This window comes from Shewanella sp. Scap07 (genome assembly GCF_013394145.1).
GTDB lineage: Bacteria > Pseudomonadota > Gammaproteobacteria > Enterobacterales > Shewanellaceae > Shewanella > Shewanella waksmanii.
The window spans coordinates 2,274,044-2,292,306 of the sequence record NZ_CP041329.1 but is presented as its reverse complement, the minus strand read 5'-3'; the positions used below and the strand labels follow the sequence as shown (position 1 = coordinate 2,292,306).

The window sequence follows — 18,263 nt, the reverse complement described above, 5'->3', positions numbered from 1 at the left end:
GCTACAGGCAATTAAAACTGTCCGGTATCGAGCATTTTATAACGAATCGCTAAGCGAGTGAGCTCAACATCACCGCTAATGCCCAATTTAGCAAACAATCGATATCGATAACTATTAACAGTTTTAGGACTAAGATTAAGCTGCTCAGAGATCTCGTTAACCTTCTCACCACTGGTTATCATCATCATGATCTGTAACTCACGTTCAGACAGCGACTTAAACGGGTTCTCTTCACTTTGGTTAAACTGGCTTAGCGCCATCTGTTGAGCTATTTCTGGCGAAAGGTAACGCTGACCATGAGCCACCTGCCTAATAGCTTGCAATACTTCAGGAGGAGTCGCACCTTTAGTTAAGTATCCAGATGCCCCTGCCTGCATAACCTTAGTTGGAAATGGATCTTCTGTATGAATAGTTAATACAATAATTTTAGCGTGGGATTGATAGCGCAAAATTTTCCGCGTTGCCTCTAATCCACCAATGCCGGGCATATTCATATCCATTAATATGACATCGGCTTCATTACTGCGCGCCCATTGCACTGCTGTCTCGCCGTCACCAGCTTCACCGACAACATTGATTCCGCTTTCATCTTCAAGAATCCGTCTAATCCCGGTACGGACAAGTTCGTGGTCATCAACTAAATATACGGAAATCAACCTGTTCAACCCCTATCAACGATAGTTAAAACTATGTGGTTTATTGGTAAAAGAGCCTGTTTAATTTATCTTAAACCGAGGTAATATGAAAGCTTTAAGTTGTTAACCTAAGTATCTAAAAAAAATGAAAATTTGAAAGAGCTTATCTAAGATACTGATCATAATATCATTAGCACAATAAGCGCTGAAATTGTGTACAAAAACACACTGAATGGCTAACAAAAATGTAAGCTATAAGCACTATTCAATATCGATGACAAACTGGCAATTGGTAAAGGATTAGGTGTTAATCGACTAATATTGCGTTTATTTGCTGATTTTAACGAAATTACTTTGGCTTACATTGATCGTTGCAACGCTTAGTTCTACCATTAACAACGATGATAAAAGTCCTTGACGGAAATTGAGTTGTAACAAGACAAAATCAACCCCATCAGGTAATGACATTGACAGACCCTATAGAATATTTATTGCCAATCATAAGTGTCGATAACTTTAAAGTGGTCGAATACAATGATGCGTTTTGTAAGCTAACAGGGTTTAGTGATGAGCAACTCTTAGGCTCTGAGATAAATGACTATATACAACTGCTCCCCTCATCAGCAAAAGAATCAAAATTGTCATTAACCGCTTTCATTGAGCAAGTCGGTTCCAACTCCGAGATTGACGCCACGGTACTCACCCAACACTATTTCCCATTACCAGTTAGATTGAAACTATTAAAATCTGACCAGCCGAGTTCAACAACCAAGATAGTGCTGCAGTCATTTTTGAATAAATCGATAGATCCGATCACCAAGCTACCCAATGGCTGGGCAATGCGCTGCCATGCTGAGCATATATTGGCCGATAACCAACAATGCTCGTCGCTGTCCTTGATAGTATTAAGTGTCGATAATTTCTCAACAATTAATTTTCGATATGGTTTTGAAATCGGCGATATCTATCTCTCCAAATTGGGGGAAATATTAGTGGCAACAGCTGTTGAAGCGGTGATCGTCGCGCGTTATTCAAACGCCAAATTTGGTATCTTGCTCAATCGCTCAAAACAGACATCTGTTACAGATTTCAATGCTCAAATTGACAAGTTGATTAATCAACTCATGTTGTTATCTTACAAACCATTAGCGGTAACAAAAGAGATTGCAATTAAGAAGAGTTTTAGTATTGGGATCAGCAGCCAGAACGCTGATTTAAGCCATTATCATCCCTTAGAAATCGCGGCAGAAACCGCTATGCAGCAGGCCAAAAAGCTAGGGAAAAGCTCAGTAGTGTTTTCAAAACTAGATACCAGTCAAAAGCTTATTGATAAAAAATTGATTATTGACGAGTTACCTAATGCACTAAGGCAAAATCAAATTGAACTACACTATCAACCTCAATATGAAATCAGTAGCGAAAAACTTGTGGGTTTTGAAGCGTTGTCACGCTGGAATCACCCCGCCTTAGGACCATTGTCCCCGCAAACGTTCACTACTATTGCCGAAGAAATTGGTTTACATTTAGAATTTGATATCTGGGTCTTTAAACGAGTCAGACAACAACTGAACAAATGGCTCGAACACGGTTTTTCCGTTCCCAAAATAGCCGTCAACGTTTCCTTCAAAACTGCCGAGATGCCAGAATTCATAGACAGATTAGCAATTATTTTTCAAAATCAGCCACATCTCATGCAGTCGATTGAAATAGAAATCACCGAAACTGCAGCAATTAACAATGAATTCTCATTAAAGACCAACATCACTAAGCTACGAGAGTTAGGTTTCTCTATTGCAGTAGATGATTTTGGTACAGGTTATTCATCATTAAAGCTGGTTCGTACTTACCACGGTTATTTTGACAAGCTAAAATTGGACAAATCCTTGATAGACCCGATATGTGATAGCGACATGGACCGTGAATTTGTGGGTAAGTTGATTGATTTAGGCCATATTTTACAACTCAAGGTATTGGCAGAAGGCGTAGAATCTCAAGCACAATTAGTAAACTTGAAGAGCTTAGGCTGTCACTTTGTTCAAGGTTACTATTTCGCTAAAGCGCTACCAATCACCGAAGTCGAAGCCCTTTTAAGCTCGACTAACTCGTAATTGACGATCCGATATATTGGACAAAAAAATACCTGCTGAAAGCAGGTATTTTCATACTAAATTAATCGTTTATGCTTTACGAACAAATTTTGATTTAAGCATCATTTGACCGTGGCCATCGACTTTACAATCGATGTCATGGTCAGCATCAACAAAACGTTGAATAACCGCTTTAGTACCCACTTTCAGTACCAAAGATGAGCCCTTAACTTTAAGGTCTTTAATTAGCGTGACCTTATCGCCTTCGGCCAACAAGTTACCTACTGCATCCTTAAGAATAATCGCATCAGGATCAATGATCTCTTCATTAGGGTTCCACTCATGAGCACATTCTGGGCACACTAATTGTGAACCATCTTCGTAAACATATTCAGATTCACATTTCGGACAAGGCGGGATATTACTCATTATTTAACTACTCTAAGGTAAAATTGACACAAATAACTAAGCGCTAGTGTTCGGCAACTAGACGCAGACATAGTAAGGATTATAGCAAAAAAATGACAATTCGGTCTAGCCACAACAATAGCCAGTAACGATGTCAAATCACTGTAATTAAATAGAAACTTTCAGGTAACATTTACAGCACAACCAAGCTGGCCAGCCTTTTATCCCCCCCTATTGCTCAATACCTCATAGTCTGTTTTCAGACAATTAACCATTCAATAAGGAATGTGCGAGCCAGAGTTAATCAGCGGGTAAGGCCATCTAGTTTTAATTCACTATTTGTTGCGATGACATTAACTCGCCTTGGCCAATTAAACAGCAAAACATATTAACAACCAAAATTTATTGTTAATTTATGCTACAGCACTTAGCAAATTGAATTGTATCACAGCAAAAAATATAAATAGCAGGTAGCATCAATAAAAACATAAGGAGTAAAGATGAATACTGATAAAAATACTGTGCCTAGTGCTTTATTACTTAATATGTTAGCAGAAATTTTCTATCGACCCGCAGATCAAAGTTTACTAAACACATTGGTTAGAACACATAAATTCATAACAGATAACAAATACTCATTAAACAACGATCAGCTACAACAGTTAATCGACTTGGTTAATACTACTGAAGATTATTCTTTGAAAGAATTAAACACTGACTTTAACAACCTATTCACCAGACCTAAGGGAAAGTTAGCTTACCCTTGGGGTTCTGTGTATTTAAATGTCCATAACCGCTTATTCGACGAAACCACATTATCTTTTATGGATTTTTGCAAAAAACACCAACTAAACTTTAATCTTAAGCAGAATGAACCTTTGGATCATTTTAGCTTAATGCTGGTTGCCTTGGTTCACTGTTTAGAACTAGATGAAAGCTCTTTAGCCAATGAAGAGATAACAGAACCGTGCACCGCGGTATTACTGCAACAACATTTACTGCCTTGGAGCGATCGTTTCCTTGAGTTAGTGATTAACCATAGTCAAACAGAATTCTATAAAAAGTCAGCTAAACTAGCGGCTAACTTGCTGGCGCAGTTAACTCAGCAACATCAAATTGAACTAGAGCCTGCCAGACTATACAAGTAAAACTTAAAATCCTAAATACAAGGGGTTACATAAAATCACAAACTTGAACAGCGTGACCCCTTACCCGTTTACTAAAAGGAAGGTACATGGCTGATAAGTCACAATCTAACACTGAAAAACACCGGGCAAACAACCAAATCCAGATAATATAGAAATTACTAATGTAGCATATTTAAATTTGCTAATTTTGAGTAAGCACAAAGAAGATTAATCAAGGATAAACGTCCAGACTCATGACAACAGAGCAGAAAAACCATACTAAAAATATTAACTTTAATTTTTTATTCTAAAAATTAAATATTGACTTAGATCAGCTATAAACAGACCAATATTAAATACAATAAGATATCGACCAGATACTTAAGGGCAAATAATGATATCTGCAGGAATAAAAGAAAGATGGCGCGCAGCAGAATTAGCAAATATTATTGAACCGCAATTGGCAAGTCACTCAGTATGGCTGTCATCTTCTAATCCTAACTACTCACTCGATTCAATATGTAGAAAAACAGCCAAACTAATCATAAGTCAATATGACGACATCCAAGATCTACCTAAAGGAATATCAGAGCCGACCCTTATAAAAATTTTTTTCGATGCTTTCAACATAATAATTAATAAGAGTATAAATCAAGAGCCAATAAACAAAACCGATTACGCTATTATTGCATTGGCCAGAGGGTTCGCTGCAGATATGGACTTAAGCCATGACCAAGAATTGATAGATCATGCAGGTTTAGTTAAAAGCGTTGCTAAAGAATGGGAAAAGCATATCAGAGAGCTAAACCAAACAAGAACCAGCCGGTTTACTGTTTAAAAATACCTACCTTATTCATAATAATATTAAGGCATCAGCGATTAACTGATGCCTTAATTTTATATAGCCTTAAGCAATATAGTGGTTTAGCTTCTTAATTTAATAAATACCGTCGATGGTCCTGTCCCTAAGTCTTGATGTCCATCACCGGATAAACTTGCGCCTGGTAAAGCTAGCGCTTCACTTTGATTCATTACATCTAATACCTGAACCGGGCAACCTCTAACACAATGTGGTTTTTCGCCTTCCGCAAGTCTGCCTTTACACATATCGCATTTAGTGAGTACACCTCGGTTAGGGTCAATTTTGGGCGCATCATAGGGGCATGCAAATTTACACATGCCGCAACCAATACACATAGAATCGTCAATATAAACAATCCCGTCAGTTCGCTGTACCATAGCACCTTGGGGACATTTTTCGACACAAACTGGGTCGCTACAATGGTGGCATGATTGACTCAGAAAAATGGCCACCTGCTGACCTTGGCTGTTACTTGTTTCACCTTGGCTAACATCGCGCAAAGTAATATGTTCATTCAGTTGGTTTCCGGCCTGACAGGCAACAGTACAAGCCTCACAACCTACACAGTTTTCCTGGCGAAAAACAAAACATTTTTGTTCAGTCATTTTTTAGTCCTTAATGAATTGGATTACGCCAAAGCGATATCAACACGGGTTGAGTGGAAGGTAGAACCGTAGTTCATGTCAGTTAACTCGCTATTAGTTAACTGGTTCACCGCCGTGCCACTGCCATTTTCATTGAGTTTTTTCCAGGCATTTTTCCAAGCAAAAATGGTTCCTGGAGACGTCATAGGTTCAACTCTTGCCACATATTGAATAGTGACATTTCGCTGTCCATAACGACTTGCGACCAAATTAACCTGATCACCATCACTGATTCCCTTACGCATCGCGTCGTCGGGATGAATATAAACTGTGTGTTGGGGGAATGTTCCCTCAATAAACTTAATATTCGCCCACTGTGAGTTACTTAGCTTAGGGTGAGCTGGCGATAACAATCTGAACTCGCGCGCCTTTTCATCATCGGTCATGCCTTTATGACTAAAGGAGTCGCTCTCGGGTGTGCCCGTATCGATAACAGGATTGAATTTCTCAGAATCGAAATAGGTGTTACTGGTGTCTTTGAACTCAACTTTGCCACTCGGCGTTGGAAAGTCATAATTTTTACGATATGGATAATCGACAATTGGGCTGTCTCTATTTTGAATACACAGCTCATCGTAGCTAATATTACCTTGCCAGGTCCCCCGTAGAATATCTTCAATACTCTCACTAAATTCAGGGTCACTATAGCCCATCGCTTTGGCAATATCTTGGAATATCACCGTGTCAGGCTTCGATTGATAGAGTGGACTGATCGCCTGGGTACTGTGCTGCGCATAATAACAATGGTAGCTATCAATCATATTCGCTTGCTCGATGTAGCTCGAAGCAGGCAGTAGATAGTCAACATAGTCCATGGTATCGGTTTGGAACAAGTCGATACCGACTAAGAACAGATCTTCACGCTTTAATCCTATTTCAATAAGATCAGCATCGGGGGCAATCGCAATCGGGTTGCTTGAGTAGATGATCATCGCTTTTAGCGGATCACAAGGCTTGTCATAGGCTAGTGGCCCTACTTGACCATCTTCATGTTGGTAGTCTTCAGGCAGCAAAGACTTGCCAATCTCACTAATGTTAACAGTGTCTCTAACCGCGCCTTCTGGCGTTAAATGCGGGGCATTACTATAGCTCCAATCGAATAGACTACCCGCTTGGGTATTAAGGTAGATAACCCCTGCCCCCACCTTGCCGATGTTACCCGTTAGGGCAGCAATTGTTGGGATCGCTTTCACCATACGCCCACCATTTAGTGTACGTTGTAGACCGTATCCAATACGAATCATCGCACACTCAACACCGGCATACGCTCTTGCAAACGCTTGATACTGTGATTTAGAGACTCCCGTTTCTTGTTCAATCTGTTCGTGGGTATACTCCTCTAAACGAGCTAGTAGTGCATCGTAATCTTGGGTATGAGCTTCAATGAACCCAGTGTCGTGCAAGCTCTCTTCTATGAGCACTTTGGCAATACCGACAACAAGCGTTGCGTCTGTGCCGGGCGTAGGTTGCAGCCAGATATCCGCTTGTGATGCCAATGGCGTTCTGGCTGGGTTAACAACAAGAATAAGTGCACCTTTATCACGCGCTTCATTAATAAACTTCAAATGGTGAATATTGGTCGCTTGCTCGTTCGTGCCCCAAGACACATAACATTTGGTGTTAACATAATCCTCAGGGCTCGGGCCTGAAAACTCACCCAATATCGAACTCATCCCCGAGTAACCTGCACTGGCACAAATATTTCGCTCCAAGTTACGGCCAGCAATCCTATTGAAGAAACGATTGGCTCCAGAGCCTGCTCCGATCCCGCTATAACCCGAATAAAAGTAAGGTGCAATCGCATTGCCGCCATAGGTATCAATGATATTATTTAATTTGGCTGCGATTTCACTGTTAGCTTCTTCCCAAGTGATCGGCTCAAATGTCGCCCCGGGTCCGCGAGGTCCAACTCGCTTCATTGGCTGCTGAATACGATCTGGGCTGTAAATAGACTCTAAATATGCATGGCCCTTAACACAGGGGGTTCCCGCAGTAACTGGGTGCGTAGGGTCACCCGTTATTGAAATCGCGACGCCGTCCTTTGTGGATACTAAAAGGCTGCATCTATCGCCACAGTTTCGTGGACATGTGGTATGAAATACTCCATCAGGTTCCGGTGTTGGAGGGTCAATAACAGGTGGCTCTGTTGGTTTGTCATCATCACTGCTAGAACACCCCATTATGCTTGCAGAAAATGCAAATGCGCCACTGCCTTTTAAAAAACTACGCCTATTTATTGACATATTGTTCTCCTATTTATTTGCGAAAACAATATCAAAGTCACCCAGATTTACATATGTTGTTTTCAGAGATTATTGAACGCAGTCATACATTTAGGAAGAGCTAGCAAACAGTCACAAATGCTATTTTCGCAAATCTAAAATACCGCTAACGACTATCTAAGAATAAATAATCTCACCATTCATTATCGCTTAGACAACGTAAGTGATTTAGGTTATTTGGCTAGAAACAAGCGACTAGTCAGTACAAGGATGAATAAACATAGGTGTTAATAACAGCTAAGTAAGATAATAGTGCAACGATTCCTATTAGTTTTGAAAAGGCTAAACATCAAAGCTGCAATCATGCTAGATAGGAAAAAACCACTATCTTTGATTAACGGGCCCTTTTGAGTATGGCCGCGAATTAGCTGGAGTTCGACATGAGGAACCCTAGGGTTCACTTAAGCTAAAAAGCAAAAAGCCCACTATAAAATAGCGGGCTCTTCTTAATATGGTGGCGAGGTAGCTGGACTTCAGCATTAGGAACCCTAGGGTTCACTTAAGCTAAAAAGCAAAAAGCCCACTATAAAATAGCGGGCTCTTCTTAATATGGTGAAGAGATAGCCGGACTTCGACATGAGGAACCCTAGGGTTCACTTAAGCTAAAAAGCAAAAAGCCCACTATAAAATAGCGGGCTTTTCTTAATATGGTGAAGAGATAGCCGGACTTCAACATGAGGAACCCTAGGGTTCAATTAAGCTAAAAAGCAAAAAGCCCACTAAAAATAGCGGGCTCTTCTTAATATGGCGGAGAGATAGCTTGGACTTCGACATGAGGAACCCTAGGGTTCACTTAAGCTAAAAAGCAAAAAGCCCACTATAAAATAGTGGGCTCTTCTTTATATGGTGAAGAGATAGCCGGACTTCGACATGAGGAACCCTAGGGTTCACTTAAGCTAAAAAGCAAAAAGCCCACTATAAAATAGCGGGCTTTTCTTAATATGGCGGAGAGATAGGGATTTGAACCCTAGATGGGCTATAAACCCATGCCGGTTTTCAAGACCGGTGCATTCGACCACTCTGCCATCTCTCCGAACGCGCAAGATAATATAGCGATAGCGATGGCTTGTAAAGCTCTTTAATGCAATAACCATGATTAAACTACAACTTTGACTGAAATAAGCTGCAACATTTACTGATTTTCAGTTTAAAGCCTTCAGCGTTAGCGATTACTGCATAGAAATAGTTCTCAAGCCAGTAGGTGTGCTAACATTCTGGTTAATCGACTATGAATACACAACTCTATGACCGTTAAACCTTTACTAGCTCAGTCACTCGCTCCCCAATACACGCTACCTAATGTTGAATCAATTAGTGTCAGTAAACAAAGTTTGCTTATCGGCCAAGCGCGTCTATCGCGAGGTTTTCAACTGTTGCTTGATAGCGATAACCAACACATGTTCATCGCAGATCAAGCTGCCATTGACCGAAAGTTGATTGTTGAAAGCCTCTATCACCACCATGTGAGTGAAGCTGACCAACGAGCTAACGGCGCAAGCTATCTTCATGGCGCGATAAGACGCTATCAACTTACCGGCACAATAGATCCCCGCTCTGGCGCGCTAACGCCCGGTATATTTAGCCAAACAGGACCAGTATTTATCTGTGCAGAGTCCTTATGGAAAAGAGAACCACTATGGGAATTGCTGTTACAAGCATTAACTGACGGTTATTTCAGTATCGGCCATCAACAACATCCGTTTACCTGTAAGGTTGTCTTAATTGGCCCAAGCCAGCTATATAGTTTGGCTTATTTAGAAGAGCGCAGCTTTCAACAACATTTCGCTATTCTTGGCGAACTGGTTAATGAAATCGCTTTAGCAGAACTAACAAAAGCTGATGACAGCCACATGGCACTAGATCAATGTTCAATGAGCGAGTACGCACAATGGCTGGTTACCCTAGCAGATACCCATGCCATCACCTTAGCGCAAAGTGCGTTAACCGCGCTATTTAGCTACAGTGCCAGGTTGGCTGAGCATCAACAGCACTTAAGCCTGCTCAGTACACCGATTAGCCAGCTATTATGCCAAAGCGCTGCAATTTCTAAACGTAAGCACCTTGATGGTGAAGATATAAAACTGGCATTGCAACATATTGAGTTTCGCCACAACGCATCAAAGCTATTGTCAGCGCAAAACTTTGATGAAAAGTTTATTAGTCTGCAAACCGACGGCGAAGTCATCGGACAGATCAATGGTCTCACCGTATTGGATATGGCTGAATACAGTTATGGCGAACCGGCGAGAATTACCGCATCTGTGCATTATGGTGATGGTGAAGTCGCAGATATTGAAAGAAAGTCAGAACTTGGCGGCAATATTCATGCTAAAGGCATGATGATTTTGTCATCTTGCTTATATCGTATTTTTGGTAAAGATGCCCCGCTACACCTGAACGCCAATATTGTGTTTGAGCAATCTTACCAAGAAATTGACGGCGATAGTGCCTCACTGGCTGAATACTGTGCATTGATCTCAGCGATCACCGACAAACCAATACAACAAGGCATAGCCGCTACCGGCGCGATAGACCAATTTGGCAACGTACAAGCCATAGGTGGCGTCAATGAAAAGATAGAAGGATTCTTCGAGCTCTGTCGAAAACGTGGCCTCAATGGTAATCAAGGGGTCATCATCCCTACTGCTAACGTACAGCAACTCAATCTTAATCAAGATGTCATCAAAGCAGTGCAGGATAAGCAGTTCAGCCTCTATCAAGTTTCTCACATAGATGAAGCCGTTGAGCTACTCACTAATGTTTCCGCTGGCGAAGCCAATGAGCATAACCAATTTCCAACGGACACATTATATGGGCTGGTACAGTCAAGATTAGAAGCATTGGCAGGCTATCAAGAACCAGAACTCAGCTTTTTTGAGAGATTACTCGATAAATTAAAGATATCCAGCTGATCGGAGTTGTTTAGCGTACACGTGTTCGCTAATCTTGGCACCACTAATTGCTGGAGTGAAGTATATAATGAGTAAAGCTAATAGTTTCAACAAAGAAGAACTAGTCGCCTGTGGACATGCCAAACTGTTTGGCGCTAATTCTCCGCGTTTACCCATCGACAACATGTTGATGATTGACCGTATCACGACCATCAATGCCGATGGCGGTGAATTTGGTAAAGGTGAAATTGTCGCTGAACTCGATATTGATCCAAAACTTTGGTTTTTTGATTGTCACTTTGAAAATGATCCCGTGATGCCTGGTTGCTTAGGGCTAGATGCAATGTGGCAACTCGTAGGATTTTTCTTAGGTTGGGAAGGCGCTGAAGGTAAAGGCCGTGCATTGGGTGTAGGAGAAGTAAAGTTCACCGGGCAAGTATTACCGGACGCTAAAAAAGTTACCTACAAATTAACTGTAAAACGTAAAGTATATCGCAAATTGGTGATGGGTATTGCTGATGCCGTAATGGAAGTCGACGGCCGAGAAATCTACAGTGCTAAAGACCTAAAAGTCGGCATTTTTAAAGATACTTCAACCTTCTAACTCTACCTCACCTGTACAGCTGATAATGATGATCAGCAATGCGGAAAAAGGTTGTTAGGGCTTTAACGTGAAATGCCCTAGTTGTGCAGTCAACTAGGGCATAAATACTTTAACAAACTAGAACTGCTGCGCTATTTATTAAACAAGCCACTTAGGCGGCCATCAACTCCCTCTCGCCATCCCCCAAGCCACTGAGATTTAGAATCCAACGTTGAATATGGGCAATTCTCTTTTGAGCGCCCTCCTATCCCAGCTTGAAATCCTTTTGAAAAAGCTCTATCTAAACGGTCTCTTTTCTGTCTTTTCATGCAAGCATCCTCTATTGAACTGTCCTAGGAGCTAAACTCCACCCAATACAAATAGAACGTTTTTTAAACAAGATCAAACAATATTTTTGTCATATTTGCCGTTTATAATTTAAGCGCCTGAGTTATCAAAATAAAAAAAATCGAAGCATTTGCTTCGATTTTTAGTAGAAAATATTCTAAGAAAAGACTAGCGTTTTACGCGACGTCTTAACCACAGTAACGGCAACAGCAATAAAGCACCTAACGACGCCGCACCTTTGCGCTCGTAGTTACCATTGCCACTATTATCGTTCTCTTCAACTGGACAAGCTTCTCCAGTACTAGAGGGCTGTAATACCACCATACGTGGAATAAACGCGGTAACCGGATCACCATTGCCATCGATTTCAAACAACGGTAAGCCGTTATCACCGATAATCAAATTACCATCTGAATCGAACTGGTACGAAGGCTTACGAATAAACGCAGTGCCAACAATAGTGCCATCTTCGCCGATACTATTTGCCTCTACGATGCGAATTTCACTTTCGTAAGATAACGTATCACCACTGCCATCTTCAACTTCAACACGATTACGTACCCACTCACCTTCTGCATCTTGCTCATAGCCTTTTGAGCCACAAGTAAGCAAGGTATTCAGATCACTGAACTCATCTTTATCTTTATCGAATAAGAAACCCGCTTTCACACGCGGTTTCTCTTTGTCAGCCGTGACTTCGATATACCCAACAACTTGGTTTAAGTTATTGATATCTTTTGGTCGACTGGCTCTGTCAGAGATAGTCTCGAAAAAGTCATGCGGCGTGACAAAACCTTCATCAGGGTTGTTAGTATCGAAGTAGAAAAACTTGTCTCGCGGATAGCCATCTAAGTACTGATTGTAGCTACCGACCAAAATACCGTTGTCGTTGATGTCGTAGGCGATAGAGTATCGTTGATCATCCTTCATCGGGATCCAATGATACTGATAATCACCATCGCTATCTTTCTTCCAATAAGCTGCATCATAAGCCAATTTATCAGTATTACCGTTACGATAAACATGCGATCGGCCAGCAACGATACCGTCAACATTAATTCCAAGACCCTGAGCGGTAAAAACAGTCTCTGATTCAGACTCTAAACCAAGCGGTAGCTCAATACCCTGAGCGTTATCCACATCCCACACATAAGCTCGAGTTTGATAAACAATATTTCTATAACCGCTAGAATTAGGATACTGTTCACGCTGCACACAGATATCTATCGGATATGTCTCACCGGTAATACAGCTTTCAATACGATCGATACTGGTCGAAGACAGCTCAGTGCTCGCGTAGCCTGCAACAACATTATGCTCATTAATAGCAGCAGCAATCGACATACCACCAACCGTCACAGTGACATCCTCGTCTTCACTGTAATATTCTGTAATAGGCGGAAGCAAAGGTACTTCAGTGCCATCAGCTAGCTTTACAAATCCACGTTCTTCAAATTCTCGATAATACCAATACTCTTGGTCTTCATTGCTACCGGTATACTCGACTGTCTGCTCTGGTGCTGTATATGCACCCACTTTTACACCTGCAGTGCTAATACCGTAGTAGTAAGCATCAATTGAGTTAATAGTTTCTGGCACATCAGGGTCTGAATCTTTCGGCGGCGTAGTGCCAAAAACGCTTTCAAATGTGGGTATCCATGCGCCAGAGGCGCCATTTTCATCCGAGGTAAACGTAAAGTTGTTGGCTACAATAGGCAGATCTATCGAATAAATTATTTGTTCTTCTGGTGCAATACCGTCTTCGATATCGATGACACCGTCATCGTCATCATCTGAGACACTAAGTTTCTTCTTACCCTTTGAAACACCAACTGACTCGTTATTACCATTAACGAACATACCGTAACCATTACGGGTACTTTCAATGGTGCCATTTAGATCAAAGTCTTCAATATTCTTGATTTCATATACAGGCGCTGCTTGCACGCCTTGCAATGCACTGACAACGCCAATAGCCACTAATGATAATGTTTTATCCAACTTCAACTTCATTAATTATATTCCTATTATTTATGTGGCTTACTTAAGCGACTCAAGCTCTTCCCAACGCTCGAAACACACTTCTAGCTCTTGTTCTTTATCTGACAACAGCTTGAGCTGTTGGTTTACCGTATCTTGGTCCTGTGAATAAAAGTCTGCTTCACTGATAACCGCCTGTAGCGATTCTATCTCAGTTTCAAGCGCTTCCATTTTTGCAGGTAACTGTTCCAACTCTCTTTGTAATTTGTAAGAGAGCTTTTTTTCTACCTTAGCAGCCTGCTTTTTAACAGGTTTAACTTCAGCAACTTGTGCTTGGACAGCAGCAGAGGCCACAGGTTCCTCAGAATAAAACTTTGCACCTTGAGCAACTGCATCTTCATAGCCGCCAACGTACTCACTCCAGCCACCGTTACCGGTAAACCACCATGAGCTTGTCACTGTATTATCGATGAACGCTCTATCGTGGCTCACCAACAATAATGTCCCTTCATAATCTGTTAGCAAGGACTCTAACAACTCTAGGGTCTCAATATCAAGATCGTTTGTTGGTTCATCTAAGATTATTAAGTTTGCAGGCTTAATTAGCAGCCTAGCAAGCAGCAACCGGTTCTTCTCGCCACCGGATAAAGCTTTGACTGGCGTACGAGCACGCATCGGCGAAAACAGAAAATCTTGCAGGTAGCTTAAGATATGACGATCTTGGCCATTAATGGTAATCGTCTTCTTGCCTTCGCCGACGTTTTCCTCAACAGTTTTTTCAGGGTCCAGCGCTTCGCGGTATTGGTCAAAATAGGCAATCTCGAGTTTAGTACCAACTTTTACACTACCTGATTGCGCTTCGAGTTTACCGATCAGCAATTTGATTAACGTTGATTTACCACAGCCATTGGGACCAATCAATGCAATACGATCACCGCGCATTACGCTTGTGGTAAAGTTTTTAACCAAATTCTTATCGGGTAAATTAAAATTCAAGCTATCAACATCGAATACTAACTTACCAGAGCGCTCTGTATCGGCAACTGCCATTTTCGCGCCACCTTGACGCTCAAGCCTAGCTCTGCGCTCGACACGCAAGGCTTTTAGTGCACGAACTCGACCTTCATTACGCGTACGACGAGCTTTAATACCTTGCCTAATCCAAACTTCTTCTTCTGCCAGTTTCTTATCGAAATGGGCATTTTGCTCCGCTTCTACGCGCAACCACTCAGCCTTTCCTTCAAGATAAGTTTGATAGTTGCCAGGCCATGATGTCACGACACCACGATCTAAATCGACGATACGCGTGGCCATGCGTTGAATAAACCCACGGTCATGACTAATAAAGACAATAGCGCCTTTATAGCTAAGCAAAAACTCTTCTAACCATTCGATGGTATCAATATCCAAATGGTTAGTTGGCTCATCAAGTAGCAGTAAATCAGGCTCGCTAACCAATGCTCGTGCGAGGGCTACTTTACGCTGCCAACCGCCAGACAAAGTATTGAGTTGCGCTTCAGCATCGAGTCCTAACATCTGACATGTTTGAGTGATACGGGTATCGAGCTGCCAACCATCTAAATGGTCTAAGTCAGATTGCAAACGCTCCATCTGTTTGAGCATTTTCTCCATCTGCTCGCCATCAGCAGTGGCTACATCGTGAGATAACTGATGGTAACGTTCTAACTTTTCACCGACTTCTTTAAGCCCACCAGAAATGTAGGCATACACAGTGCCCTGTTCTGCTTTAGGTGGATCTTGTTGGAGACGGCTTACTTTGACGTCGGTAGCAATATTAAACTCACCGTCGTCTAGCAGTACTTCTTTACAAAGTACTTTCATTAAGCTGGACTTGCCCGCCCCGTTACGGCCAACAATACATACCCGCTCTCCAGCTTCAATGGTGAAATCGGCGTTTTGTAATAACGGAGTATATCCGTATGCTAACGAGCCATTATTTATACGTACAAGACTCAATTTATACTCCTAAAAAAGCTTGTATTTGTGGCAAATCAAACGGCCAACATAATTCTAATTGACTGTCTACACGCTGCAGTACCGGAATTGAGATGCCATAACGTTCTGCTAAATGTGGATCATCACAAATGTCTACATGTGTATAGCTTAAACCTGCCCCTTGAAGCAGCGCTGCGGCTTGCTCACATAAGTGACAATGTTCGGTATGAAACAACACTAATTGCGGCTGACTCATGCTGACTTAACCACGGGTAATCGACCAGGTATTATGAATTTGTGGGTTACGTTTGTAATCCAAAGGCAGCGTTTGCTTATCAAGATTAGTCACCTTAAGCCCCAAGGCATTTAGGCCAGCACTGTCCATCTTAAATTTGCGTTTATTATTTGAGAAAATTATCTCACCGCCTTGGTTTAGCAACTTCACCAGACTGGTCAATAAAGGCAGGTGGTCGCGTTGAACATCAAACGAATCTTCCATTCGCTTCGAGTTTGAGAACGTCGGTGGATCGATAAAAATCAGATCAAATTTATCTTGGCAATTATCTATCCATTGCAAGCAATCACTTTGAACAAAATGATACTGGCTGCCAGATAGACCATTCAACGCAAAATTATCTTTGGCCCAATTCAGGTAAGTATTAGACATATCAACGGTAGTGACCGACTTAGCCTTACCGATGGCAGCATGAACAGAAGCGGTACCTGTGTAAGCAAATAAATTTAACACGTCACGACCTGCCGATTTTTCACCTACCATTTTGCGCGTTAAACGGTGGTCTAAAAATAAGCCGGTATCAAGATAGTCTTTAAGGTTTATCTTAAATTTTGCCCCATACTCCATGGTGTGCAGTTCTTGATGAGTCGCATCAAGCTTTTGATATTGACTGGTGCCCTTTTGTCGCTCACGGGTTTTGAGGACAATATGCTCAGGATCAATGCCAATAGCCTGCGGTAGAACCAACAAAACATCGGTCAATCGACGTTTAGTGACCGCTTCAGGAATATCTTTTGGCGCTGAATATTCTTGAATAACGACATAATCAAGGTATTTGTCGACTGCCACGTTATACTCGGGAATATCAGCATCATATAAGCGATAGCTATCGATACCTTCACGTTTTGCCCACTTTGATAACTGCTTGTAATTCTTCTTAATGCGGTTTGCAAATGAGCTGGCGACCTCACTCACTTCGCCTTGATTTTGTACCGCAACAGGGTCAATTCTTCGAGTGCTTTGGGCATGAACGGTATACAGATTAAATGCACACTCTAGCTGGCCATTGTACATTTTCATCTGTTTATCAGCTTTTAACTTAAGTGCTGACAACAATTCAACGTCACTATTGAGTACGGCAATCTGCCAACCACCAAATTGTGATTTGAATTTATCACCCAGTTGATAATAGAGCTGCAGTAAAGAGGTCACATTACCTAATCGCTCACCATATGGCGGGTTAGTGATCAGGGCACCGCTCTTAGCGGGGACTTCGACATCCAGTGCATTGCCAACAGAGAACTCGATTAACTGTGCCACACCGGCATTTTCGGCGTTACGTTTCGCTAAGGCAACGAGGCGAGAATCAATATCACTGCCGTAGAACTTAGTTTCACAGCGGCTAATACCTAGGCTAGCTCTTGCTTTGGCCTCAGATTTTAACTCATTCCAAACCGCATCCTGATGACGAAGCCAGTGAGAAAAACCAAAACGCTGACGATATAATGCGGGTGCAACATCACAGGCCATCATCGCCGCTTCAATCAGCACCGTACCCGAACCACAAAATGGATCGAGTAAGGTGACAGGTTCGGCTTTCCAACCACTGCGCACCAACATATTGGCGGCTAAATTCTCTTTTAGCGGGGCTTCACCTGTGGTCGCGCGATATCCACGTTGATGTAAAGCGGGGCCGGAGAAATTAATTCCTAAAGTAATTTGGCCACGGCGGTAATGAGCGTCGATACGAAAATCAGCTTCAGAACGGCCAACATCGGGGCGATTTAAACCGTCATCTCTAAACCGGTCAACAACCGCATCTTTAACTTTGAGCGCGCCAAATTGAGAGTTTTTAATAAAACCACCAACACCATGAAAATCGATGCTAAAGGTGCTTTTATTGGAGAAGTGTGTTTGCCAGTCAATGCAATAGGCCGCATTATAAAGTTGCTCCGGCGTTTCGCACGGGCCTTTATAAATCACCATGACTATTCTACTCGCTAAACGAGACCATAAAGTGATGCGATAAGCTAATTCTAAAGGCGCAGAAAAATAAACCCCTGCAACACTCTCTTTCACATCTTTGGCGCCTAACTCTACAAGTTCTAGAGATAACGCATATTCATAGCCTCTTGGGGCAGCAGCAAAAAAATTTAACATTGATTGGTAAACACACTCATTTAAACAATCCGCCATTATAACCTGTCACAGCAGCAAAAGATAAA

General features: G+C 41.8%; 14 protein-coding genes and 1 tRNA gene. 5 read left to right on the top strand and 10 right to left on the bottom strand.

Going from position 1 to position 18,263, the window contains the following annotated elements:
- Nucleotides 1-11 precede the first annotated feature (11 nt).
- Nucleotides 12-656 carry a UvrY/SirA/GacA family response regulator transcription factor gene (gene uvrY / locus FLM48_RS09995; RefSeq protein WP_179024534.1) on the bottom strand — a complete coding sequence of 215 codons (645 nt, stop codon included), beginning with the start codon at nucleotides 654-656 and terminating at the stop codon, nucleotides 12-14.
- 446 nt (nucleotides 657-1,102) lie between these two features.
- Between uvrY and FLM48_RS09990 the strand changes: the two genes are divergently transcribed.
- Nucleotides 1,103-2,743 carry an EAL domain-containing protein gene (locus FLM48_RS09990; protein WP_179024533.1) on the top strand — a complete coding sequence of 547 codons (1,641 nt, stop codon included), beginning with the start codon at nucleotides 1,103-1,105 and terminating at the stop codon, nucleotides 2,741-2,743.
- 69 nt (nucleotides 2,744-2,812) lie between these two features.
- Here the strand turns inward: FLM48_RS09990 and FLM48_RS09985 are convergent, their stop codons facing one another.
- A complete protein-coding gene (locus FLM48_RS09985) occupies nucleotides 2,813-3,151 on the bottom strand; it encodes a zinc ribbon domain-containing protein YjdM (RefSeq protein ID WP_179024532.1) in 339 nt (112 codons plus the stop codon).
- A 479-nt stretch (nucleotides 3,152-3,630) separates the two neighbouring features.
- Between FLM48_RS09985 and FLM48_RS09980 the strand changes: the two genes are divergently transcribed.
- Together FLM48_RS09980 and FLM48_RS09975 are read left to right on the top strand one after the other, a co-directional pair.
- On the top strand, nucleotides 3,631-4,278 hold the full coding sequence (locus FLM48_RS09980) for a molecular chaperone (RefSeq protein ID WP_179024531.1): 648 nt from the start codon (nucleotides 3,631-3,633) through the stop codon (nucleotides 4,276-4,278).
- 373 nt (nucleotides 4,279-4,651) lie between these two features.
- Entirely contained in the window at nucleotides 4,652-5,095 is a 444-nt protein-coding gene (locus tag FLM48_RS09975; RefSeq protein ID WP_179024530.1) for a hypothetical protein, read from the top strand.
- 86 nt (nucleotides 5,096-5,181) lie between these two features.
- Here FLM48_RS09975 and FLM48_RS09970 read toward each other — a convergent pair whose 3' ends face one another.
- The 3 genes from FLM48_RS09970 to FLM48_RS09960 all read right to left on the bottom strand — a co-directional run bounded on the left by FLM48_RS09970 (nucleotide 5,182) and on the right by FLM48_RS09960 (nucleotide 9,078).
- The gene (locus FLM48_RS09970) at nucleotides 5,182-5,724 is read right to left on the bottom strand and encodes a 4Fe-4S dicluster domain-containing protein (protein WP_179024529.1); all 543 of its coding nucleotides are present in this window, start codon (nucleotides 5,722-5,724) and stop codon (nucleotides 5,182-5,184) included.
- 23 nt (nucleotides 5,725-5,747) lie between these two features.
- A complete protein-coding gene (locus FLM48_RS09965; protein WP_179024528.1) occupies nucleotides 5,748-8,006 on the bottom strand; it encodes a molybdopterin-dependent oxidoreductase in 2,259 nt (752 codons plus the stop codon).
- A 981-nt stretch (nucleotides 8,007-8,987) separates the two neighbouring features.
- Nucleotides 8,988-9,078 (bottom strand) — tRNA-Ser (locus tag FLM48_RS09960).
- Between the two features lie 211 nt (nucleotides 9,079-9,289).
- Between FLM48_RS09960 and FLM48_RS09955 the strand changes: the two genes are divergently transcribed.
- Nucleotides 9,290-10,957 (top strand): S16 family serine protease, encoded by a 1,668-nt coding sequence (locus FLM48_RS09955; protein ID WP_179024527.1) that lies wholly within the window; start codon nucleotides 9,290-9,292, stop codon nucleotides 10,955-10,957.
- A gap of 67 nt (nucleotides 10,958-11,024) precedes the next feature.
- Nucleotides 11,025-11,540 (top strand): bifunctional 3-hydroxydecanoyl-ACP dehydratase/trans-2-decenoyl-ACP isomerase, encoded by a 516-nt coding sequence (gene fabA, locus FLM48_RS09950; protein ID WP_179024526.1) that lies wholly within the window; start codon nucleotides 11,025-11,027, stop codon nucleotides 11,538-11,540.
- A gap of 131 nt (nucleotides 11,541-11,671) precedes the next feature.
- On the opposite strand, the gene rmf is transcribed toward fabA, so the two are convergent.
- The 5 genes from rmf to rlmKL form a co-directional block, all read right to left on the bottom strand.
- Nucleotides 11,672-11,848 carry a ribosome modulation factor gene (rmf, locus tag FLM48_RS09945; protein ID WP_084632599.1) on the bottom strand — a complete coding sequence of 59 codons (177 nt, stop codon included), beginning with the start codon at nucleotides 11,846-11,848 and terminating at the stop codon, nucleotides 11,672-11,674.
- A 187-nt stretch (nucleotides 11,849-12,035) separates the two neighbouring features.
- Nucleotides 12,036-13,880, bottom strand: coding sequence for a DUF3466 family protein (locus tag FLM48_RS09940; protein WP_179024525.1), 1,845 nt, complete (start codon nucleotides 13,878-13,880; stop codon nucleotides 12,036-12,038).
- Nucleotides 13,881-13,907: 27 nt separating this feature from the next.
- Nucleotides 13,908-15,824: an ABC transporter ATP-binding protein gene (locus FLM48_RS09935; protein ID WP_028774780.1), complete on the bottom strand. Its 1,917-nt coding sequence runs from the start codon at nucleotides 15,822-15,824 to the stop codon at nucleotides 13,908-13,910.
- Nucleotide 15,825: 1 nt separating this feature from the next.
- On the bottom strand, nucleotides 15,826-16,059 hold the full coding sequence (locus tag FLM48_RS09930) for a glutaredoxin family protein (protein ID WP_179024524.1): 234 nt from the start codon (nucleotides 16,057-16,059) through the stop codon (nucleotides 15,826-15,828).
- 6 nt (nucleotides 16,060-16,065) lie between these two features.
- Nucleotides 16,066-18,198 carry a bifunctional 23S rRNA (guanine(2069)-N(7))-methyltransferase RlmK/23S rRNA (guanine(2445)-N(2))-methyltransferase RlmL gene (gene rlmKL / locus FLM48_RS09925; protein ID WP_179024523.1) on the bottom strand — a complete coding sequence of 711 codons (2,133 nt, stop codon included), beginning with the start codon at nucleotides 18,196-18,198 and terminating at the stop codon, nucleotides 16,066-16,068.
- Nucleotides 18,199-18,263 lie beyond the last annotated feature (65 nt).